Source organism: Rhizobium sp. YTUHZ045 (genome assembly GCF_051124255.1).
Taxonomy (GTDB): domain Bacteria; phylum Pseudomonadota; class Alphaproteobacteria; order Rhizobiales; family Rhizobiaceae; genus Rhizobium.
Genome location: NZ_CP101435.1, coordinates 77,399 through 99,317 on the forward strand (window position 1 = coordinate 77,399; position 21,919 = coordinate 99,317).

Here is a 21,919-nt window from a genome sequence, read left to right on the forward strand (position 1 = left end):
TCGCTGGCCATGATGAAGTCCGCAGACAAGGTCCCAAACACATCATCGGGCTTTACAAGCTCAATGCTCCCAGGGGCTTTCCTCGTCTCCGGTCCGACCGGCTTGATCATCACATTTCAGCACCTCTCCGCCATCTCGGACGTAAAGTTACGCCCGAAATCTCATTCAAGCCGCAACGGACTTCATATACTGCTGCTCGCGGACCAGGAGCGCCCAGATAATCCTCGCTGTTTTGTTCGCGAGCGCGACGGTTACGACCCTTGCTGGCTTTCGGTCCATCAGGCTCACAGCCCAATCGTGACTGGCGCTGCTTCCATCCTTTGCGAAACGGATTATTGCGGTTGCACCGACAACCAATAGCTTTCGAATATATCCGTCGCCCTGCTTGCTAATGCCGCTCATGCGTTCCTTTCCGCCGGAACTGTGCGGTCTTGGCGTCAATCCCAACCAGGAAGCGAAGCGCCGTCCGGAGGAAAAGTTTCTAATGTCCGACACCGCCGCGGTGATGGCGCTCGCTGTTATGGGTCCCACACCTGGTATCGAGAGAAGGCGTCGTGCTGCTGCGTCAGCTCTGACACTGTCTACGATCTTCTTTTCGATCTTTACGACTTCGGCGCCTAATCGCTGCAATTGATCAATAATCGTCCACAGCATTGCGCGCGCCAGCTCCGGCAAGCTGCCCTGGATCTCGTGAAAATGCTCGACAAGTTTGGGGACGTTCTTTGCCCCGCCAGCACCGATGACGCCGAATTCGCTCAAGTGCCCACGCAATGAATTGATCAGCATCGTTCTCTGGCGAACAAGAAGCTCACGAACCTTGTGCATCATCAGTACCGACTGTTGATCGGCAGACTTCGCAGCGACGAACCGCATCGTCGGCCGTGTTACGGCCTCACAAATAGCCTCAGCATCGGCTGCATCTGTCTTGCCTCTTTTCACGTAGGGCTTCACGTACCCAGCCGGCATGAGTTTGACGACATGCCCAAGCTTCTCGATTTCCCGAGCCCAGTAATGCGAGCTTCCGCAGGCTTCGATGCCCACAAGGCACGGTTGGATACCGCGGAAAAACCGTAGTACCTCGCCTCGCCGAAGCTGCCGCCGAACCATAACGTTCCCGAGGTTATCGATGCCATGTACCTGAAAGACATTCTTCGCCAGATCAAGGCCAATCGTCGTAATCTTTCTCATGAACTGCTCCTCTATCGTTTCTGACCGCATGCCACTATGGCACAGCGGTTGCGGAGCAGGAGCCGTCCATCTCAACACATCACATCAACCTTACCGGCATCTACACCTGGGATGCCGAACATCAGATGCCGAACGGATTTCGATCGCTCCGTCTGCCAGCCGGGCTACGGCGGGTCGCATAAGTTCTCATTCCGTTCGCCCTAAGCGTACGATTTCGGACTGCTCTTGTTCTGACCCCAGAAGGGCGAAGCGTAGAGGCTATAGCGGGCAGCGCGTCGGACGAAACGCGCTGACTGTGGGGAACTCCGTCTTTTGCCCTGCTCAGCGGCGGGGACATCCACAGAAGCATCAAAATCGTGTTGGGGACCGCTCAAGAGGCGGGAGCGGTCCTCAAGGTTTCGAGAATGTTCTGCGGAGAAGAGACCTCATAGGGATCGGACTCGCAGTTGTCAGAGAGACCTTCCTCTTCAAACCATTTTTCCACTACGCCATCATTGACCACGGCAGCGTAGCGCCAAGAGCGCATCCCGAAGCCAACATTGTGCTTTGCGACCAGCATGCCCATTTTGCGAGTGAATTCGCCGGAACCATCCGGAATGAGATTGACCTTTTCTACCCCTAAGGCCTTACCCCACGCATTCATGGCAAAGGCATCATTGACTGATAGGCAATAGACCGACTCAATCCCCGCATCCCGGAACTCGTCATATAGCTTCTCGAAATCGGGCAATTGCCGAGTCGAGCAAGTCGGGGTGAACGCACCGGGAAGCGCAAATAGAACGACGCGCTTGCCGCTGAAGTAATCCTCGGTTGTTCTGACTTCCCACCGGTAGAGATTCGGCCCCTTCACTGTCTCGTCGCGAACGCGCGTATGAAAGGCAACGAAGGGAATTTTTTTTGTCATTGGCATCTGCATTTCTCCTTCTTCATTGGCATCAGCATCCTTCGGAAGAGAACCGGCGTCTTCGCCGCGATTGGCAGCTTGGCGGCTACCGACGAGCAAGCAGCAAGAGCCGTGCCACTTGACATCCAAACTGCAGCAGCACTGCTTTGTGGCGCGCATGGCCATGTTGGTGTGCGCGTATTGCCTTTGGCCACAAACTCCAGCAGGCGCCTTTCAAGGCTCAGCCCGTCGGCGCGATGGGCCGGTAGCTGCTGGCGCGTACTATCGCCTGCGAGGCCGATTTGCCGCGTTACGGTTCGGCGTTTCCTGTTGAGTATCCGGCCGCTACTCTTGGCAGAGAACCGACATCTCATGTTATCCTTGTCGTCCTCCTGACACGGCCGCATCCCCCCGAGCTCCTGCCAGACTTTCGTTTAGTCCTTGAATAGCAACCACAAAATTACCTCTTCGGCTCGGCAGATTCGATTGGCACGACACTTGAACCGACTTGGCCAGAATTGCCTTGCGGCAAGCACCCGCGGGCGCTCGGTGTGGTGGAACGAAGAGGGAAGGAAGCAACATGTCAAATCTAGCTCAAGTCCGCGCTTTGTCGAAAGGGAGAACAGTCCTTGGAGCCGGAATCTCCGATCGGCCCGGTTGGCGACAATTGTCCAAACTTCTAGCCCCCGGAGTCTGGCCGTCCGTAGATCTCAAAATGGATTTCGATCAGTACGTGCTTACTTGTGTCCTTTCGCGTGCGCTTGAGGAGATCGATGCCGGCGAGGCAACTGCGACAGAGGCAACGGGCCTTTCGCAAGTCGAGCTTCGAGACATCGTGAACCGCAGTTTTCCCGCACCAACGATTCACGCTTTCTCCCTGGAAGACGTCAGCGATGCGGAGCCTGGCATGGAGGAGGAGCTTCTGCGCGGTCTGCTGCTCGCGCATGCTCGACCGGACGATCCCGCGAGCGTAAGTTTCGCCAAGATCATAGCCCGCCGTGCTTTACGCCACGACCATCTCTGGAGGGAGCTCGGCCTTTTCGATCGGGTCGAACTCAGCCGTTTGCTCTCAACCCATTTCCCCAGGCTTGCAGCCGGCAATACCGACAACATGAGGTGGAAGAAGTACTTTTACCGCAAGCTCTGCGAGGCTGAGGGATTTTCGCTGTGCACGGCGACCGCTTGCCAAGAATGCAAGGAAATGGAGAGCTGCTTTGCCCCTGAGGAAGGGGAAAGTGTTCGCGTGGAGCCCTAGTAGGAGCCAACATTGAGGTAGGCACCGCCGACTCCGGCTGCGGGCCGCTGCGCTTCGCCGATTCAGCGTGCCCGGTTTACGACACATGCATGCACCCGTGGAGGCTATCATGTCGATCGCAGAACATTACGCGGAGGTCCGCGGCAAGACACCCTTTTATCGTCACCTCTATGTCCAGGTGCTGGCAGCGATCGCCGCAGGCATCCTGCTCGGGCATTTCTATCCGGATATCGGCACTGAGCTCAAACCGCTCGGCGACGCCTTCATCAAGCTCGTCAAGATGATCATCGCGCCGGTCATCTTCCTGACGGTCGCGACCGGTATTGCCGGCATGACCGATCTCGCGAAGGTCGGCCGTGTCGCCGGCAAGACAATGCTCTACTTTCTAACGTTCTCCACTCTCGCGCTCGTCATCGGCCTGGTGGTCGCGAATGTGGTGCAGCCGGGCGCGGGTATGCATATCGACCCGGCCACGCTCGACGCCAAGGCGGTAGCCACCTATACGGCCAAGGCGCATGAGCAATCCGTCACCGGCTTCCTCATGAACATCATCCCGACGACGTTGGTCAGTGCTTTCGCCGAGGGCGACATTCTGCAGGTGCTCTTCATCTCGGTCCTCTTCGGCATTTCGCTCGGCATGGTCGGCAACAAGGCCGAGCCCGTCGTCCATTTCCTGCAGGCGCTGACGCTGCCGATCTTCCGGCTGGTCGCCATCCTCATGAAAGCCGCGCCGATCGGCGCCTTTGGCGCCATGGCCTTCACCATCGGCAAATACGGCATCGCCTCGATCGCCAACCTCGCCATGCTGATCGGCACCTTCTATCTGACGTCGTTCCTGTTCGTCTTCGTCGCGCTTGGCGCGGTCGCGTGCTACAACGGCTTCTCAATTTTCTCGCTCATCCGCTACATCAAGGAGGAGTTGCTGCTGGTGCTCGGCACCTCGTCCTCGGAAGCCGCGCTGCCGGGTCTGATGAACAAGATGGAGAAGGCGGGCTGCAAGCGCTCGGTGGTCGGCCTCGTCATCCCGACCGGCTATTCCTTCAACCTCGACGGCACCAACATCTACATGACGCTTGCGGCGCTCTTCATCGCCCAGGCAACGGACACGCCGCTCTCCATCGCCGACCAGGTCCTGCTCCTGCTCGTCGCCATGCTGAGCTCGAAGGGGGCCGCCGGCATCACCGGCGCCGGCTTCATCACGCTCGCTGCCACTCTGTCGGTCGTTCCATCCGTACCGATCGCCGGCATGGCGCTGATCCTCGGCATCGACCGCTTCATGTCGGAATGCCGGGCGCTAACCAACTTGGTCGGCAATGCGGTCGCGACCGTGGTAGTCGCGAAATGGGAAGGCGAGCTTGCCGGGGCGCATCTTGCAGCCGCCCTTGCAGGCAAGGCGCCGGTCCAGACCATGCCGGCGGTTGTCAAGCCAGCGGAGTAATGCCCTTGAGGCCGGATGATAAATGCTTTTTTTTCGCGACCTGTTTCGCAGATCGCGCCCACTTTCTTGCGGCGCGACCACGGGCTGCCTGTCTGTGCAGCAGGTATTTACCCCAACCTTCCCGCATTCTTGATTGTCGCCCAAGGGGCAAAGAGCGATTTTGACGGAATTCTCCCGATCGGTTCCGCTCAGATCCTCGACGGCCCACGCAGTTAATGAGTGATTGACAGAAGGGACAAAGCGCGTGAAGACCAACACCATTCCAGATCATGTACCGCGCGAACTGGTGCGGGACTTCAGTCTTTCAGTTCACCTGGCATGGCTCCGACGCCTAACGGCGATCCGCACGCTGCCGTGGCCTGTGTTCATGACGGGCCACCGATCTTTTACTCTCCGTCCAACACGCGTGATGGGCGAGGTACCTGGGTCATAACACGCGCGAGAGACCAGCGCCGGGTGCTGCAGGATACAAGGACCTTTTCCAGCCATCGTAGCATCTTCGCCTCCGCACTGGCCGAACATTGGCCGGTCATCCCGCTCGAACTGGATCCACCGACCCATGGTGTGTTTCGTGCACTGCTAGATCCTCTGTTCTCATCCGAGCGGGTGATTGCACTCGAGCCGACTATCCGCGAGAGAGAGCGCGCTGATCGACCGCATAGCGAGAGAGAGCCAGCTGTGACGTCATGAGGGATTTTGCCTTGCCCTTCACGGTCAGCGTCTTTCTTAGCTTTCTGGGGCTTTCGCAGAGGCGATCCGAAGTATTTGTTGGCTGGGTAAGCGATTTCCTCCACGGTAACGCAGACAAGCGAACGGCAGCAGGCCGGTCTATCGTGGGCTTCATTGACGAACTTGCAGCCAGGCGCCGCAGGACACCAGCTTTCGATTTCATGACTTTTGTCGTGCAGGCGGAGATTGATGGCCGCTCCTTAACAGAAGAGGAAGTCCGTGGCATCGGTGTGCTTTTCTTGGTCGCGGGACTCGACACGGTCGCGGCTGCGATAGGCTTTGACATGGCCTATCTCGCACGCAATCCAAAGGACCAGGAGTTGTTGCGGAACGAACCGGATCGGGTCATGCTCGCCGTTGAAGAATTGCTGCGCGCCTATTCAACCGTTCAGATGATCCGCGTGGCCGCAAGGGATATCGTGTTCGAAGGCGTGCCGATCCGTAAGGGATTATGTTTCCTGCGCCACTATGTTTGCCAATCGTGATCCATCGGAATTCGAGTGCCCTGAGAATATCGATCTGGCACGACGGGGGAACCACCACACCGCTTTTGGCTATGGTCCACACCTTTGCATCGGAGCGCACCTTGCACGGCGAGAAATCGTCGTTGGCGTACGCGAAAGGTTGGCGCGCATCCCGACTTTCCGCATCAAAGAAGGTGCGGCGCCGATTACCCATAACGGTCATGTATTCGGGATCAGGGATCTTATTCTGACTTGGACCTGATCGGGAACCGGCCGTACGCAGACGCGCACGGCTCAAAACGCCCAGCCGCTCAACGACCTCCTCAACAAGCAGCGGCTTTAAGGCCGTTAAGACGACTGTCGCCTTTGTCGGCCTGACGACACAGGCTCGTTTGAGCCCATTTCTCGTATATCGCGGCTAAGTAGCTGAAAAAGACACTATAAATGCATTCTTTGGGTGGTCAGCCAGATTGGCATGAACTTTGAACGTGTTCGATTGAGCGGCGGCGCCAAGTTGCTAGTGAGCACACCACCACGGATCTCAGGTTCGAGTGGCCGCGGTTTCAGGAACCATTACCGCACATTCGGTTGAGTTCTCGTGACGCGTCAACGTGGAAGCATAGACCGTCGTAAGCGAAAGGGAAGAACGAGGTGATGAAGACCGCAGAAAGGCCGGCCCTTTTGGGGAAATCTCGAAAACTCCGTTGTCCGGTCCAGGCGGGGCAGCGATGAGCTTCGCGCCGGAAACCGCGTATCTTCGCCGATAACGCGTGGTCCTGCGGACACGCTTCATAGAATTCTGAACCTCTATTGAGCCGATGCATCAGGCAACCATTACCCAACTCTTCGACCGGGAAGCAATCCGCGACTGTCTCCATCGTTACTGTCGAGGGATCGACCGGGCAGACGAGGCCGCTTTGCGCAGCTGTTATTGGCCCGATGCAACTGACAATCACGGAAGCTACTCCGGCTCTGCCCGGGGGTTCATTCAGCTTGCGCTTAGTGTCTTCAAAACCCAGCCGCGCAACGTCCACCAGCTTGCAAACATAATGGTCGAGTTCCTGGGCTCGGCAGAGGCCGCGGTAGAAAGCTATTTCATCGCGCTGCAGCGCGGACCCGACGAGGCAGGCGAGATGAGGCAGATGCTCCTGTGCGGACGATACTGTGATTTGTTTCAGAAAAGGGAAGGGGAGTGGCGCATCTTCGAACGCACCGTAGTCTATGATTGGGTCGAAGAGCAGAGGCCCCCGACGTCCACGGAAGCTGAGCTGTTCGGTCCTCGCCAGCCGATTGGGGCACCGCACCCGAATGATCCCGTCTACGAACTTTTGAAGCGGCGCGCTCCTCTGAAAACTCATCTAAAGAACCGGGTCGGCGGTGGAGAAGAAGAATAATGATTCGACTTCGCTACCCTCCTTTTCCCCCCGCCACCGCCTGCCCGGTGAAGACACGCCTGGACGATTGCCCGGTTCAGCCAGGGCGGGTCATCATCGTGACAGGTGCGGCAGGGGGTATCGGCCGTGCGCTGGTCGATATTTTTGCCACGAGTGGAGACATTGTAGTCGCGGTGGACCTTCCAGACAGCGGTGTGATCGAACTGGGCCGTTATCTCGGCCAGCCCAATCTCGGCCTTGAGTTCGACGTGTCGCGACACGACGATGTCCTCGCATTCTGTACCCTTCTGGAAAAACGATTCTCGCAGATTGGAGTGCTCGTCAATAATGCGGGGATAGGTCCGACGATGGCTGCGACCGTCGACACTCCCATCCAAGATTTTCAACGCGCTCTAGCAGTAAACCTCATCGGGCCGTACTCGATGGCGTGCGAAAGCGCCAAGCTGATGAAACCTGGCGCAGCCATCGTCAACGTCGCTTCGCTTGCTGGCCTCCTCGGCAACCCGAAGCGCAATGGCTACGCCGCTTCGAAAGCTGCGCTGATCTCAATCACGAAATCGCTGGCGTGCGCATGGGCTTCGCGCGGCATCCGCGTGACAGCGGTAGCCCCCGGTTACGTGCGTACGCCAATGGTCGCGGAATTAGAAACAGCTGGCAAGTTGGACGTCAGGGCAATAAGGCGCCGCGTGCCGATAGGCCGACTGGCTCGTCCCGACGAGATCGCGCGACCCGTGCACTTCCTGGCCAGTGAGCAGGCAGGTTTCATCACCGGATCGACGCTTGTAGTCGATGGTGGCTGGATGTCATTCAACCAACCAGGTGCAGCCCACCCAACTCAGGGTAGGACGCCCGGAGCAGAACTCTTACGCCCGGTCGAGGACACCGGTGCGCGAACGGTGGTCGTCATGGATGGTGCTAAAGGCATAGGCGCGGCTATCGCTCGCCGCTTTGCCGCGAGCGGCGATACGGTTGTGATCGCTGACGGAGACGGTGGTGCAGCGGTAAAGCTCGCTGACTTGCTCGGCGACAAGCACCTGTCAAGCCGCGTGGACAGGACAGTCGAGAGCGAGGTCGTCGCGCTCTTCGAAGATTTGCGGAAACGCTTCGGCCACATCGACGTCTTCGTCAACGGCCTTGGCGTGAATGGCACATTCGTCCCCGATCTTGAGCAGGCCACGGCAGGGCTCAAAAACACTCTGGGGATAAATCTTACTGGCGCCTTCACCTGCGTGCGCGAGGCCGCGATATCGATGCGACCTGGTAGTGTAATCCTGAATCTCGCAACTAGTTGCAGGCTCTTACCTCTCTCGATGAAGCATGCTTACGCCGCGTACAACGCTGGCCTGGATATGCTTACCCGATGCATGGCGGCCGAATTCGGGCCGCTTGGGATCCGCATAGCCACAGTCGCTCCAGGTCACATCCGCGCGTCTGGCGACCTCCAGTGCGAAACGGCTACAGGCACACGCCCGAGATCGCTCCGACAGGAGATCCCTTTAGGCAGGTTTGGGGAACCGGAGGAAGTCGCCGAAGCAGTCTACTTTCTGGCATCGTCTGATGCCTCCTACATCAACGGCTCGATCCTGCACGTGGACGGAGGCTGGAGCTCGTCCGGAGACGCGGGGAGCTGAGATTTCCCATGTTGGCTGTGGAGCTCTCACAATGACCCCTTCGACACAGTCGCTTCATCGATCATGGGAGCGTGCTCGTGAATCGAGGTCGTGCCAGGCACGCCTACATGCCCGTACTGACCGCCCGGTCATCACGAGCTGTGTCATCCCCTCCGCAAACAAGGAGACACCATGGAGTTCGCAACGTTCATTCTGGCTGCCCAGCGAGGCTATCATCAATCTTCCGATAGCGTCATCCGCAACTCAGTGGAGCAGGCCGTTCTTTCGGAGCAGGCTGGCTTCCGCACAGCTTGGTTCGCCGAGCACCACTTCAACAACTACAGCCTCGTCCCGTCGCCCTTGCTGATGGTCGCCCACTGTGCCGGATTGACGAGCACCATACGCCTCGGCACCGCGGTCTGCGTGCTGCCACTCTATCAGCCGCAGCGCCTGCTGGGGGAAATCGGCTTTGTCGATATCGTTGCGAACGGCCGACTCGAGCTCGGCGTTGGTTCAGGATACCAGCAGTTTGAATTCGACCGCTTCGGCGTCAATGTAGATGAGGCGCCGGCCGTCTTTTCGGAATACCTCGACATCTTGCTCAAGGGTCTCAAGCAAAAGATCTTTTCCCACAATGGTCACTACACGCAGATCCCTGCGACGGCAATTTCGGTGCGCACTCTTCAAAAGCCAACCCCGCCGATCTGGATTGCCACCGGGTCCTCCAAAACAATGCGCCGAGCCTATCGTGAGGGACACAACCTTTTCGTTACGGCCCTCCATGAGGGCTTGGAAACTCTGGGCCTGCTGCGAGACATCGTCCAGACGGCCGCTGTATCCGAGGGCAAAAAGGTCCGTGACGCCAAGCTGTCGCTTTTGCGCTGCTGCTATGCCAGCGATGATGGAGCGGAAATCAACTGCTATCTCGATAACGCCCGCTTTCAGCGCCGGCTGTCCGAGGCCCTGCATCAGCGTCGGCAACAGAGCAAGGACGGCTACATGTTGGAGGAGGTGCCGACTCATCAGGACTTCTCGTTCGATACTATGCGTAAGAACCTGCCCATCGGGAACATAAATTGCGTGATTGATCGCCTTCTGGAGGAGATCGAAGTCCTGAAGCCGGACCAGATTGCAATTCAGACGCAGTTGGGGGATTTGAACCAAAGAACGATGCTGCGCCAGATAGAGCTCTGGGGAGACAGGATCATCCCAGCAGTCCAGAAATCTCTCGGGCAGCCGGACACTTGAAGTTGTCTGCCTGACTTTCAGATCAGCTCACCTTCCTCACACGCTACCGCGGTACCCGGCAAGTGCAAGCCGGGCCTCCAGATGTAGGGCACGCATGGAGCTCTTCCGAAGGCACCAGCTGTGGATCGTCATAGGACGCATGCACATTCATACGACAGTACCCATTTGAGCTCCGATGGCCGAAGTCACGGTTAAATCCAGTGAGGGCCGGGAAGCAGCGTGAAGCACGCTTGAACGAACGTTTGGCACTTCGCGTTGATAAAGCCTCCACGAGAAGAGCGCTCCCATCCCCTCCTCAGCCCTGATCGGCAGCATCGTCTTGTCGGATCTTAACGTCTGATAGGCGACTGAACCGCGCCGGGTTTGCCGGAGGCTCCAACTTCTGAGAAAGTGGAGCCGATATGAGCAAGACAACAAACAAATTTTCACCTGAAGTCCGCGCCCGAGCAGTGCGGATGGTTTTGGATCACCAAGGGGAATATTCCTCGCGATGGGCGGCGGTTTCCTCGATCGCCGCCAAGATCGGCTGCATGGCGCAGACGCTCAATGAATGGGTGAAGAAGGCGGAAGTGGACGATGGTTCCCGGCCTGGACTCCCAAGCGAAGTCGCCGAGAAGATGAAGGCTCTGGAGCGGGAGAACCGCGAGCTTCGGCAGGCCAATGAGATACTGCGCAAAGCGTCCGCTTATTTCGCGATGGCGGAGCTCGACCGCCCATTGAAGCGATGATCTCCTTTATCGACGAACACCGCTCCGTATTCGGGGTCGAGCCGATCTGCAGGCTGCTGCCGATTGCCCCATCAACCTACTACGAGAACGTTGCCAAACGCCTGGACGTGGACCGGTTATCGGTCCGCGCCCGCAGCGACATTGCCTTGAAGATCGAGATACGCCGTGTGTTCGAGGCGAACTTCCGCGTCTACGGCGTGCGCAAGGTCTGGCGGCAATTGAAGCGGGAGGGCTTCGATATAGCCCGCTGCACCGTCGCCCGGCTCATGCGATCGATGGGACTTCAGGGTATCATCCGGGGCAAGCCGATCCGCACGACGATCCCGGACAAGACGGCTCCGAGCCCGCTCGATCGGGTGAACCGCCAGTTCAAGGCTCCTGCGCCGAACAGGCTCTGGGTTTCGGATTTCACCTATGTGGCCACCTGGCAAGGCTTCGTCTACGTGGCCTTCGTCATCGACGCCTTCGCGCGCCGGATTGTCGGCTGGCGGGTGAGCCGGACGGCGCATGCCGGGTTCGTCCTCGATGCTTTGGAACAGGCGCTTCATGAGCGGCGTCCCGTTCATGGTGGCGGCCTGATTCACCACTCGGACAGGGGCGTTCAATACGTGTCGATTAAGTATTCGGAGCGATTGGCGGAGGCAGGCATCGAGCCTTCCTCGGAAGCGTCGGCGACTCTTACGACAACGCCCTCGCCGAAACGATCAACGGCCTCTACAAGGCCGAGGTCATCCATCGGCGAGGACCGTGGCGCAGCTTCGAAGCGGTTGAATTCGCCACTCTGGAATGGGTCGACTGGTTCAACCATCGACGGCTTCTGGAGCCCATCGGCAACATTCCCCCCGCCGAAGCCGAGGAGCAGTATTACGCCATGCTGGACGAACCAGCCATGGCTGCATAACTTAAACCAAACAGCCTCCGGCAAACCCGGCGCGGTTCAGACGCTTACGACAATTGCTGGTTACAATTGTCGGTTCCGCGACAAGGATTTGATTTGTGATGCAGGTAGTCTCGTTTCCGCATAAGTAACTGGTAACGTACAACAATGTAACTCTATTCGGTCTACCCGCCGAGTTGGCACGGGTCTTGTAACCATCCTTACGCAGGCGGCAAAAGCTGCCGGCGACATTCATTCTGCGGGCAACCGCGATGGTTCGAACAAACGAAGGAAAGCAACATGGCAGGTCTGCGTCAAATCGCATTCTACGGCAAAGGTGGTATCGGCAAATCCACCACCTCTCAAAATACGCTCGCGGCCCTAGTCGATCTCGGGCAGAAAATCCTTATCGTGGGCTGCGATCCCAAGGCCGACTCCACCCGCCTCATCCTGAACTCGAAGGCGCAGGACACGGTCCTGCATCTCGCGGCAAAGGAAGGTTCGGTGGAAGACCTCGAGGTGGAGGACGTGCTGAAGGTCGGTTACAAAGGCATCAAATGCGTAGAGTCGGGCGGCCCCGAGCCGGGCGTCGGTTGCGCCGGGCGCGGCGTCATCACGTCGATCAACTTCCTGGAAGAAAACGGCGCCTACGATGATGTCGACTACGTCTCCTACGACGTGCTCGGCGACGTGGTGTGCGGCGGCTTCGCGATGCCCATCCGCGAAAACAAGGCCCAGGAAATCTACATCGTAATGTCCGGCGAGATGATGGCACTCTATGCCGCCAACAACATCGCTAAGGGGATCCTGAAATACGCCCACTCGGGCGGCGTGCGGCTCGGCGGGTTGATTTGCAATGAGCGACAGACAGACCGCGAACTCGATCTCGCCGAGGCACTCGCGGCCAAGCTCAATTCCAAGCTCATTCACTTCGTGCCACGCGACAACATTGTCCAGCACGCCGAGCTCAGGAAGATGACGGTTATCCAGTATGCACCGGACTCCAAGCAGGCGGCGGAATATCGCGCGCTGGCTGAAAAGATCCACGCCAATTCGGGCCAGGGCACCGTCCCGACCCCGATTACCATGGAGGAACTCGAGGACATGCTGCTCGACTTCGGCATCATGAAGACCGACGAGCAGATGCTTGCAGAACTCCAGACCAAAGAAGCGGCGGTAGCAGCTGCCCAGTGACTGCCTCGCAGACGAGGTCGGAACTTTACCCGGCGCAACATTCCACCAACGCTGCCTCCTCTTGGAGGCATCACCCGAACCGCGAAAAGGGGCAGGCGAATGAGCCTCGATTACGAGAATGACAGTGCTCTCCATGAGGAGCTTATCACGCAAGTGCTGTCGCATTACCCAAACAAAGCGGCGAAACGTCGCCAAAAGCACCTCAGTGTCGCATCGGATAGCGAGGAGGCCGGCGAGGAAGGCCAGGCCATCTCCGAATGTGACGTAAAGTCGAACATCAAGTCCATTCCAGGCGTGATGACGATCCGCGGCTGCGCCTACGCTGGCTCGAAAGGCGTGGTCTGGGGCCCGGTCAAGGACATGGTCCATGTCTCGCATGGGCCGGTCGGTTGCGGTCAATATTCATGGTCGCAGCGCCGCAATTACTATGTCGGCACGACAGGTGTCGATACATTCGTAACGATGCAGTTCACCTCCGATTTTCAGGAGAAGGACATCGTCTTCGGTGGCGACAAAAAGCTGGAAAGGATCATCGATGAGATCGGGGAACTGTTTCCCTTGAACAAGGGCCTCACCATCCAGTCCGAATGTCCGATCGGTCTCATTGGCGACGACATCGAGGCGGTTTCGCGCAAGAAGGCCAAGGAGTACGAAAAAATAATCGTGCCGGTACGCTGCGAAGGCTTCCGCGGCGTCTCGCAATCGCTCGGCCACCACATCGCCAACGACGCCATCCGCGACTGGGTGTTCGACAAGACGGACATCGAATTCGAACCCGGTCCCTACGATGTCAACGTGGTCGGCGACTACAACATCGGCGGCGACGCCTGGGCCTCGCGCATCCTGCTTGAAGAGATGGGCCTGCGCGTCGTCGGCAACTGGTCGGGGGACGCGACGCTTGCGGAAGTGGAGCGTGCCCCCAAGGCCAAGCTCAACCTCATCCACTGCTACCGCTCGATGAACTACATCTGCCGGCACATGGAAGAAAAATACGGCATTCCCTGGATGGAATATAACTTCTTCGGCCCCTCCCAGATCGAGGCCTCTCTGCGCAAGATTGCCAGGCATTTCGGCCCGACGATCGAAGAACGGGCCGAGAGGGTCATCGCCAAGTACCGGCCGCTGGTCGACGCCGTGATCGACAAGTACTGGCCGCGCCTCCAGGGCAAGAGAGTGATGCTCTATGTCGGCGGTTTGCGCCCCCGTCACGTCATCACCGCCTATGAAGACCTCGGCATGCAGATCGTCGGCACCGGCTACGAATTCGCCCACAACGACGACTATCAGCGCACCGGCCATTACGTGAAGAAAGGCACGCTGATCTATGACGACGCAACCAGTTACGAACTGGATAAGTTCATCGAGAGGATTCGTCCCGATCTTGTTGGCTCCGGCATCAAGGAAAAATACCCCGTGCAGAAGATGGGCATACCATTTCGCCAAATGCACTCATGGGATTATTCCGGCCCGTACCACGGCTATGACGGCTTCGCCATCTTCGCCCGCGACATGGACCTGGCCATCAACAATCCGGTCTGGGACCTCTACGACGCGCCCTGGAAGAAAGTGACCACGCCTGCGGCAGCGGTTGCAGCCGAATAGAAGCGTGGTCTTCCGCGGACCGGAACCCGCGGGAGACCCGACGTCTCAAAAAGTTTTCCTGTGCCGCCGTTTGACGAGGCCAGATGAAAAAGGGTGACCAGTATGCCGCAATCGGCCGAAAAGATTCTTGACCATGCTCCCTTGTTCCGCGAGCCGGAATACAGAAAGATGCTAGCGGAGAAGAAGCTGAATTTCGAATGTCCTCACTCCGATCAAATCGTCACTGACCAAGCTGAATACACCAAGACCTGGGAATATCGCGAAAAGAATCTTGCCCGCGAAGCGCTCGTGGTGAACCCAGCCAAAGCCTGCCAGCCGCTGGGCGCGGTATTCGCCGCCGCGGGATTCGAGCGGACCATGTCCTTTGTGCATGGCAGCCAGGGCTGCGTTGCTTATTACCGGTCGCACCTTTCGCGGCATTTCAAGGAGCCTTCATCGGCAGTCTCATCCTCGATGACTGAGGACGCGGCAGTGTTCGGCGGCCTGAAGAACATGGTCGATGGGCTCGCCAATACTTACGCGCTCTACGACCCGAAGATGATTGCTGTCTCTACCACCTGTATGGCGGAAGTCATTGGTGACGATCTGCATGGCTTCATTGAGAACGCCAAGAGCGAAGGCTCAGTCCCTCCCGAATTTGACGTACCCTTCGCCCATACGCCTGCCTTCGTCGGCAGCCACGTCGACGGCTATGACGCCATGGTCAAAGGCATCCTGGAGCACTTCTGGAAAGGCAAGGAGCGTACGGAGGCGGCTGGCACGATTAATATCATCCCGGGCTTCGATGGCTTCTGCGTCGGGAACAATCGCGAACTCAAGCGTCTGCTCAACCTTATGGGCGTGTCCTACACCTTCATCCAGGATGCCTCCGACCAATTCGATACGCCGTCCGACGGCGAATTCCGTATGTATGACGGAGGCACGAAAATCAAAGACGTAAGAGCGGCACTTAATGCGGAGGCGACGCTCTCGCTGCAGCACTACAATACCCGCAAGACGCTCGATTATTGCCAGGAGTTCGAGCAGGCTACCGCCTCCTTCCACTACCCGCTCGGGGTCAAGGCAACCGACGAGTTCTTGATGAAGGTGTCGGAGATTTCCGGCAAGGAAATCCCCGAGACAATACGCTTGGAACGCGGCCGACTGATCGACGCCATGGCAGACAGCCAATCCTGGTTGCACGGTAAAAAATATGCAATCTACGGCGATCCTGACTTCGTCTACGCCGCAGCCCGGTTCATCATGGAAACTGGCGGCGAACCCATCCATTGCCTCGCCACCAACGGCACGACCGCCTGGGAAGCCGAGATGAAGGAGCTGCTTGCATCTTCTCCCTTCGGCAAGGATGCCCAAGTCTGGCCTGGAAAGGATCTGTGGGCAATGCGATCGCTGCTCTTCACCGAGCCGGTAGACCTGCTGATCGGCAATTCCTATGGCAAGTACCTCGAGCGCGATACCGGCACGCCGCTCGTCCGGCTTATGTTTCCGATCTTCGACAGACACCATCACCATCGTTTTCCGCTCATGGGCTACCAGGGCGGACTCCGTGTCCTAACAACGATCCTCGACAAGATCTTCGACAAACTCGATCGCGAGTCGATGCTGCTTGGTGTGACGGATTATTCTTATGACCTCACGCGGTAAAAGGAGCGGTTGGCTGAGACGCGGCCAACCCTCTTCCGATGGACTGGGAGAATAGCGTAATGCAATCGCCCACTGCTAAAATCCAGGATGTTTTCGACGAGCCCGGCTGCGAGATAAATCGAGCCAAAGATGACAAGGCGCGCAAAAAGGGCTGTTCGAAACCGCTAACCCCCGGCGCGGCAGCCGGAGGCTGCGCCTTCGATGGCGCCAAGATTGTGCTGCAGCCAATCACCGACGTCGCGCATCTGGTTCATGCACCGCTCGCCTGCGAGGGCAATTCCTGGGACAACCGAGGTACGGCGTCGTCCGGTCCCACGCTGTGGCGCACCAGCTTCACCACTGATCTAACCGAACTCGACATCATCATTGGGCAGAGCGAGCGGAAGCTGTTCCACGCGCTGCGCCAGATCAAGGAAGCGTATGCGCCGCCAGCGATCTTTGTTTATGCGACCTGCGTAACCGAACTCATCGGTGACGACATCCAGGCCGTCTGCAAGCGCGCGGCGGAAAAATTCGGCTTACCGGTGGTGCCGATCAATGCGCCAGGCTTCGTTGGTTCAAAGAACCTCGGCAACAAGCTCGCCGGCGAGGCATTGCTCGATCACGTCATCGGCACCATGGAGCCTGATGACGTCGGTCCTTACGACATCAATATCCTTGGAGAGTTCAATCTGTCTGGCGAGTTCTGGTTGATAAGGCCACTTTTGGACCGGCTTGGCATCCGCGTTCGCGCCTGCATTCCCGGTGACGCGCGCTACCGAGATGTAGCCTGCTCGCACCGCGCACGCGCAGCCATGTTGGTGTGCTCGACGGCACTCATCAACCTTGCTCGGAAAATGGAAGAGCGTTGGCAAATCCCCTTCTTTGAGGGGTCCTTCTACGGCATCACCGCCACCTCGGAAGCTCTCCGACGGATTGCGGAGCTGCTCGTAAAGAGAGGTGCCGATGCACAGATCCTCGATCGCACCGATACACTCATTGCAGAGGAGGAGGCGATTGCGTGGAAAAGACTTGAATTATATCGCCCCCGGCTCCAAGGCAAGCGGGTGCTTATCAACAGCGGCGGCGTGAAGTCCTGGTCGCTTGTACATGCATTGATGGAGATCGGCATGGAGATCGTTGGCACCTCGGTCAAGAAATCGACGGCCGGAGATAAGGAGCGCATCAAGCAGGTGCTGAAGGACGAGCACCACATGTTCGAGTCGATGGCGTCTCGAGAGCTCTACACCATGCTCTCAGAGCACAAGGCCGACATCATGCTGTCAGGCGGGCGCACCCAGTTCATTGCGTTGAAGGCAAAGACACCTTGGCTTGATATCAACCAGGAGCGCCACCATCCCTATGCCGGCTATGACGGCATGGCGGAGCTCGTGCGCCAGATCGACCTGGCTATTCACAACCCTATCTGGTCCGAAGTACGGGAGCCCGCACCGTGGGAAATCGATTCTCATGCGGAGGAACAACCGAGCGCGCACACGCTCACCGAGGCTGCGGGTGTCGCGCCCTCAAAAACTCGCCGGCACGACGTCGGTGACTTGTCTGAGTGTTGAGGTAACGTAAATGGTTCACGTCTATCCCCAAACCAAATCAGCAACAGTCAATCCGCTCAAGTCGTCCCAGCCGCTGGGTGCCGCGTTAGCCTTTCTCGGCGTGGAGGGTGCGGTTCCGCTGTTCCACGGCAGCCAAGGCTGCACCAGCTTCGCGTTGGTTCAATGTGTACGCCATTTCAAGGAAACGGTCCCTTTGCAGACTACGGCAATGGACGAATTGGCAGTAGTCGTGGGCGGGGCAGGCCATCTGAAAGAAGCGATTCTCAACTTGAAGGAGCGCGCGAACCCGCGGCTGATCGGGATCTGCACGACGGCTCTAGCGGAAACCCGTTCTGAAGATTTCGCAACGCAAATCGCCAACATCAAAATGATGCGCGCGGATGAACCTGGCACGGAGATAGTGCTGGCAAATACGCCGGATTTCGATGGCGCCCTCGAGGAGGGATGGTCCAAGGCGGTCACCGCAATGATCGAACGGATTACCCGGCGGGGCCAGCAGCCGCGTCGCGCGAAAAAGGCACCAGTGATCGAGAGGATTAGAGAGCCTGGCGAGCAGCCGTTGAAACGGAAGAAACTCGCGATCTTGCCCGGCTGGCATCTCACGGTCGCTGACATAGAGCATTTGCGCGAGATCGCGGAAAGTTTCGGGCTTAAGCCGGCGATCCTTCCGGACGTATCCGGCTCGCTTGACGGAACGGTGCCCGACCGCTGGATACCTGTCACCTACGGCGGCACCAGCGTTGAGGATATCCAGGAGTTGGGCACGGCGGTGCAATGCATTGGAGTCGGAGAACATATGCGGCGGCCGGCTGAACTGCTGCAGAAGCTGACGGGTGTGCCATACACCTTATTCCAGTCGCTGACGGGATTGAGGAACGTCGACCGGTTCGTCTCGCTTCTTTCCGAGATTTCCGGCGTGCCGGCACCGGCAAAGATCCACCGTTGCCGCTCACAGCTGCAGGACGCGTTGCTCGACGGACACTTCCATTTCGCCGGCAAGAAGATCGCGATCGCCGCCGAACCGGACCAGCTTTACCAGTTCGCCACCTTCTTCACCGGGCTTGGCGCCGAGATAGTGGCGGCTGTTACCACTACCGGTGCATCACGAATTCTCGAGAAAGTGCCCGCCGAATCGATCCAGATCGGCGATCTTGGCGATTTCGAAAATCTGGCCGGCGGCGCTGATCTTCTCGTTACCCACTCGCACGGCCGCCAAGCGGCGGAGCGCCTAGGCATTCCTCTCCTGCGCGTCGGCTTCCCGGCATTTGACCGTCTCGGCAGCCAGCACAAGCTCACAATTCTCTATCGGGGCACGCGCGACATGATCTTCGAGGCGGCAAACATCTTCCAGGCCAACCAGCACACGCCATCGCCCGAGATGGTCTATGCACTGCGGAACCGGAGTAATGCCGGATGAATTCGGTTCGTCGCCTGTCGCTCGTCGCTGACGAGATTCACCCGCGGAATCACGGCGCATTGCGCATCGCGATTGCGACGCAGGATATGAAAGCGCTTAATGCCCATTTCGGATCGGCCAAGCACTTTGCAGTCTACGATGTGACGCGTAACGGCTGGGATTTCGTGGAAGCGGTGAGCTTCGATGACGTCTCCGACGAGACCGGGAAGCATCGGATCGAGGGCGATGACCGGATCACACCGAAGGTCAACGCGTTGAGCGGCTGTCACCTCCTCTTTTGTGTGGCTATCGGCGGACCTTCCGCAGCCAAGGTGGTATCGGCGAAAATCCACCCGATAAACGTGGGGCATCCTGAACCCATTCAAGACGTGCTTTCGCGAACCCAGAAAATGCTTAGCACGGCTCCGCCGCCGTGGCTGCGCAAGGCTCTGGCGCAAGCAGGTGTCGCCGAAAAGAAACCGTTCGAGGACGAGGACTGATGTCATGAAAGAAATGTCGGCCACTGCGGGCACGCCCGCTGCCAACGAGCACGAGGCGGCCCTTGCCACCCCTTTCGTCAGATGCCTCATACGACTGATCCGCGCTGAGGATGCTTATGGCTGGCAGGACGGCGCATCGGACGTGGAGCTGTTGGCCAAATTCATCGTCACCGAAGAGCAGCGCCGTCAAATCCCGATCATCTGCGATCCCGATCCGGATGTCATGTTGAGGCTCAATCTCTTTTACACCGCCGTCGGCCTTACAATCGAAGCGCGCACCGGTCTGGTGGCGTCGCCGACTATGATGATCAGCCATGAGGGCTTTGGGCGAGTGCTTCTCACGACGGGGCGGCTGGTCGTCTTTTCGAAAACAGTGCGCGACGTCCACCGGTTTCGCTTCGCGGCGCTTCGGAACCTCGCAGAGGCCGGGGCAAAACTCGTCGACGATGCGATCGCTCTTATCGAAACCTACCCCGAAGTGGCGCGAGCCTGACGGTTGAACCGTCAATAATTTAATCGCTGGCCCTCTCTGCGCTTGAGGACCGACGTGGGCAGCGGCGAGCTTTGCTGTCGACACCACCTGCCGGCGAGGAGCAATGTGTAGCGATCCGAACGGTGGCGTCGAGATTTGTCGGTTCAGCGACACAGGCTCGTTCACCAAACTTTTCTTTGCCTCTGAATAAAGGACTGAAAAGCAGCAACAAACTCCGTTTTTCGTCCAGCCGCCAACTGGCACAAGTCTTGAAGACATTCCATTGAGAGGCGCCGAAAACTGCCGATCGGTAGGGATCAACGAGGGAAGGTAAACATGGCAGGTCTGTGTCAGATCGCATGGAACTGCAAGGAGCGCATGGGCACGTGCGCCGCCACGAGGAAGTATGCTCGCCTCCCTTATCGATCTCGAACCAACATGCATATCGTCAGTGGCGACAGGAGGATCGATTTCAGCTCCCTTATTCTGAACTTCAAGGCGCGGGACTGCGCGGCAGCGCCCATACGTTTCAGATTGTCGGCGGTTCCGACCCTTTCCACATCACCGTCGCGCTTGCGACGCGCGCACCGGCCGCCGGTGGCTCCCCGGATTAAGACGAGAGGTCAACGAGGGCTTCTGGATGCCCGAACCTGGTCGTATTCACCGACGTGTGTCGGTTGGGCTTCGAGACGCTTGGAAAGCTCGCCGGCCGCCGGTGCGAAACTGGTGGGCAATGCGAGCATTGAGATCCATGGGTGTACCGAAGTGGCAGGATTGATGGTCCACCTTGGCAACGACGAACCTCGGCCATCCCGTTCTCCCCGCGGGGCCGACATCAGGCAGCGGGGCCACTCTCTCCACATGCCCCACAGTCCCGCTGCGGCGACCGTCTCAAAGGTCGAGGCTTGAAAAAGCCTCGGCACATTTTTGCAATGGCGGACCGATGATCAGCAGACCGCCACCGATAGGCTGAATAACAAAAAACGGGGATACGGACGGACGAAGACGGTTGTGACGGGATGAGATCGTGTCCGACTTGGAAGACATTCCACGTTCGGCAGCTGCCGAGAGCAGCCTGCGTTGGAGAACTTACGATGACCAATCATTTCTTTACCCGCGATGGCTCGACGTGGATTCCGCAATATCTGACGGCGATTGATGCCGTGACCTGCATTGGCTGCGGCCGCTGCGTCAAAGTCTGCTCGCGCGAAGTCATGCACCTGTACGGCGTCGACGAATCGGGTGAAATCCTCGGCGCCTGCGACGGCGAGGAGGAGGACTTCGATGGCGAGCTCAGTCGTACGATCATGGTTATCGACCACGCCGGCCGCTGCATCGGCTGTGGAGCCTGCGCCCGCGTCTGCCCGAAGAAGTGCCAAACCCATGTCGCGGCTGACCAAATTGTTGGTTGATCTGACGGAGAACCAGGAGAACTGGCGTTGCCTTTCAAGTCCTTATGTCGCGTCCTCGCACGCAAAGTAATCATTATAGCACTGGGTACTTCGGTGCTTCTTCAAGTTGCATATTTCGGAAGCGTTCGTTTTTTGGTTTGGCGGGAGAGGGAGAGGTGCACTCGGAGAACTATCGAAAGGACCGGGCAGAAAGGGCCGGCTCTCACCATTCCCAATGCGCATGGCTGCAAATGCATTTTGCATGGTGGGGAGCGGCTATCTCGCACTAGCATCGGACGGTGCCCGAAGAACGCGTAGTAGATATAAGACTAAGGTAGCATGAAGAATAAGGACTA

15 protein-coding genes, 2 pseudogenes and 1 other annotated feature are annotated in these 21,919 nt (G+C 58.3%); of the genes and pseudogenes, 15 read left to right on the plus strand and 2 right to left on the minus strand.

The genetic code is table 11. The features are described 5' to 3' along the window. Positions 1–165: 165 nt before the first annotated feature. Positions 166–1,188: an IS110 family transposase gene (locus NMA58_RS29900; protein WP_416068574.1), complete on the minus strand. Its 1,023-nt coding sequence runs from the start codon at positions 1,186–1,188 to the stop codon at positions 166–168. 370 nt (positions 1,189–1,558) lie between these two features. Beyond that, entirely contained in the window at positions 1,559–2,098 is a 540-nt protein-coding gene (locus tag NMA58_RS29905) for a peroxiredoxin (protein ID WP_416068782.1), read from the minus strand. Positions 2,099–2,651: 553 nt separating this feature from the next. Between NMA58_RS29905 and NMA58_RS29910 the strand changes: the two genes are divergently transcribed. The 15 genes and pseudogenes from NMA58_RS29910 to fdxB all read left to right on the plus strand — a co-directional run bounded on the left by NMA58_RS29910 (position 2,652) and on the right by fdxB (position 21,584). Then, positions 2,652–3,326 carry a nitrogen fixation protein NifQ gene (locus NMA58_RS29910; RefSeq protein ID WP_416068573.1) on the plus strand — a complete coding sequence of 225 codons (675 nt, stop codon included), beginning with the start codon at positions 2,652–2,654 and terminating at the stop codon, positions 3,324–3,326. Positions 3,327–3,435: 109 nt separating this feature from the next. After that, positions 3,436–4,764 (plus strand): dicarboxylate/amino acid:cation symporter, encoded by a 1,329-nt coding sequence (locus NMA58_RS29915; protein WP_416068572.1) that lies wholly within the window; start codon positions 3,436–3,438, stop codon positions 4,762–4,764. A 244-nt stretch (positions 4,765–5,008) separates the two neighbouring features. Then, a pseudogene (locus tag NMA58_RS29920) lies at positions 5,009–6,219 on the plus strand (cytochrome P450). A gap of 556 nt (positions 6,220–6,775) precedes the next feature. Next, the gene (locus NMA58_RS29925) at positions 6,776–7,351 is read left to right on the plus strand and encodes a nuclear transport factor 2 family protein (RefSeq protein ID WP_416068571.1); all 576 of its coding nucleotides are present in this window, start codon (positions 6,776–6,778) and stop codon (positions 7,349–7,351) included. After that, entirely contained in the window at positions 7,351–8,982 is a 1,632-nt protein-coding gene (locus NMA58_RS29930; RefSeq protein WP_416068570.1) for an SDR family oxidoreductase, read from the plus strand. The genes NMA58_RS29925 and NMA58_RS29930 overlap by 1 nt, the downstream gene beginning before the upstream one ends. Before the next feature lie 171 nt (positions 8,983–9,153). Next, positions 9,154–10,209, plus strand: coding sequence for an LLM class flavin-dependent oxidoreductase (locus tag NMA58_RS29935; RefSeq protein ID WP_416068569.1), 1,056 nt, complete (start codon positions 9,154–9,156; stop codon positions 10,207–10,209). 401 nt (positions 10,210–10,610) lie between these two features. Then, positions 10,611–11,838, plus strand: a pseudogene (locus NMA58_RS29940) (IS3 family transposase). After that, positions 10,892–11,008 (plus strand) — a sequence feature (AL1L pseudoknot). It overlaps the preceding pseudogene by 117 nt. 276 nt (positions 11,839–12,114) lie before the next feature. Beyond that, positions 12,115–13,008 (plus strand): nitrogenase iron protein, encoded by an 894-nt coding sequence (gene nifH / locus NMA58_RS29945; RefSeq protein WP_416068568.1) that lies wholly within the window; start codon positions 12,115–12,117, stop codon positions 13,006–13,008. A 99-nt stretch (positions 13,009–13,107) separates the two neighbouring features. Continuing rightward, the gene (nifD, locus tag NMA58_RS29950; protein ID WP_416068567.1) at positions 13,108–14,610 is read left to right on the plus strand and encodes a nitrogenase molybdenum-iron protein alpha chain; all 1,503 of its coding nucleotides are present in this window, start codon (positions 13,108–13,110) and stop codon (positions 14,608–14,610) included. 102 nt (positions 14,611–14,712) lie between these two features. After that, positions 14,713–16,254 (plus strand): nitrogenase molybdenum-iron protein subunit beta, encoded by a 1,542-nt coding sequence (nifK, locus tag NMA58_RS29955; RefSeq protein ID WP_416068566.1) that lies wholly within the window; start codon positions 14,713–14,715, stop codon positions 16,252–16,254. A 59-nt stretch (positions 16,255–16,313) separates the two neighbouring features. Continuing rightward, on the plus strand, positions 16,314–17,804 hold the full coding sequence (gene nifE, locus NMA58_RS29960) for a nitrogenase iron-molybdenum cofactor biosynthesis protein NifE (protein WP_416068565.1): 1,491 nt from the start codon (positions 16,314–16,316) through the stop codon (positions 17,802–17,804). A 10-nt stretch (positions 17,805–17,814) separates the two neighbouring features. Then, entirely contained in the window at positions 17,815–19,221 is a 1,407-nt protein-coding gene (nifN, locus tag NMA58_RS29965) for a nitrogenase iron-molybdenum cofactor biosynthesis protein NifN (RefSeq protein WP_416068564.1), read from the plus strand. Further along, entirely contained in the window at positions 19,218–19,700 is a 483-nt protein-coding gene (nifX, locus tag NMA58_RS29970; RefSeq protein ID WP_416068563.1) for a nitrogen fixation protein NifX, read from the plus strand. The genes nifN and nifX overlap by 4 nt, the downstream gene beginning before the upstream one ends. A gap of 4 nt (positions 19,701–19,704) precedes the next feature. Beyond that, positions 19,705–20,193, plus strand: a complete 489-nt coding sequence (locus NMA58_RS29975; RefSeq protein WP_416068562.1) for a NifX-associated nitrogen fixation protein — start codon at positions 19,705–19,707, stop codon at positions 20,191–20,193. A gap of 1,073 nt (positions 20,194–21,266) precedes the next feature. After that, a complete protein-coding gene (gene fdxB, locus NMA58_RS29980) occupies positions 21,267–21,584 on the plus strand; it encodes a ferredoxin III, nif-specific (RefSeq protein WP_416068561.1) in 318 nt (105 codons plus the stop codon). The last annotated feature ends 335 nt before the right edge of the window (positions 21,585–21,919 follow it).

Excerpts from the sequence above, each read along its gene's own strand:
- nifD (WP_416068567.1), top strand. The coding sequence starts at position 13,108 with ATGAGCCTCGATTACGAGAATGACAGTGCTCTCCATGAGGAGCTTATC.
- nifN (WP_416068564.1), top strand. The coding sequence starts at position 17,815 with ATGGTTCACGTCTATCCCCAAACCAAATCAGCAACAGTCAATCCGCTC.
- nifH (WP_416068568.1), top strand. The coding sequence starts at position 12,115 with ATGGCAGGTCTGCGTCAAATCGCATTCTACGGCAAAGGTGGTATCGGC.
- NMA58_RS29910 (WP_416068573.1), top strand. The coding sequence starts at position 2,652 with ATGTCAAATCTAGCTCAAGTCCGCGCTTTGTCGAAAGGGAGAACAGTC.
- NMA58_RS29925 (WP_416068571.1), top strand. The coding sequence starts at position 6,776 with ATGCATCAGGCAACCATTACCCAACTCTTCGACCGGGAAGCAATCCGC.
- fdxB (WP_416068561.1), top strand. The coding sequence starts at position 21,267 with ATGACCAATCATTTCTTTACCCGCGATGGCTCGACGTGGATTCCGCAA.
- NMA58_RS29975 (WP_416068562.1), top strand. The coding sequence starts at position 19,705 with ATGAAAGAAATGTCGGCCACTGCGGGCACGCCCGCTGCCAACGAGCAC.
- nifE (WP_416068565.1), top strand. The coding sequence starts at position 16,314 with ATGCAATCGCCCACTGCTAAAATCCAGGATGTTTTCGACGAGCCCGGC.
- NMA58_RS29915 (WP_416068572.1), top strand. The coding sequence starts at position 3,436 with ATGTCGATCGCAGAACATTACGCGGAGGTCCGCGGCAAGACACCCTTT.
- NMA58_RS29930 (WP_416068570.1), top strand. The coding sequence starts at position 7,351 with ATGATTCGACTTCGCTACCCTCCTTTTCCCCCCGCCACCGCCTGCCCG.
- nifK (WP_416068566.1), top strand. The coding sequence starts at position 14,713 with ATGCCGCAATCGGCCGAAAAGATTCTTGACCATGCTCCCTTGTTCCGC.
- nifX (WP_416068563.1), top strand. The coding sequence starts at position 19,218 with ATGAATTCGGTTCGTCGCCTGTCGCTCGTCGCTGACGAGATTCACCCG.
- NMA58_RS29900 (WP_416068574.1), bottom strand. The coding sequence starts at position 1,188 with ATGAGAAAGATTACGACGATTGGCCTTGATCTGGCGAAGAATGTCTTT.
- NMA58_RS29935 (WP_416068569.1), top strand. The coding sequence starts at position 9,154 with ATGGAGTTCGCAACGTTCATTCTGGCTGCCCAGCGAGGCTATCATCAA.
- NMA58_RS29905 (WP_416068782.1), bottom strand. The coding sequence starts at position 2,098 with ATGCCAATGACAAAAAAAATTCCCTTCGTTGCCTTTCATACGCGCGTT.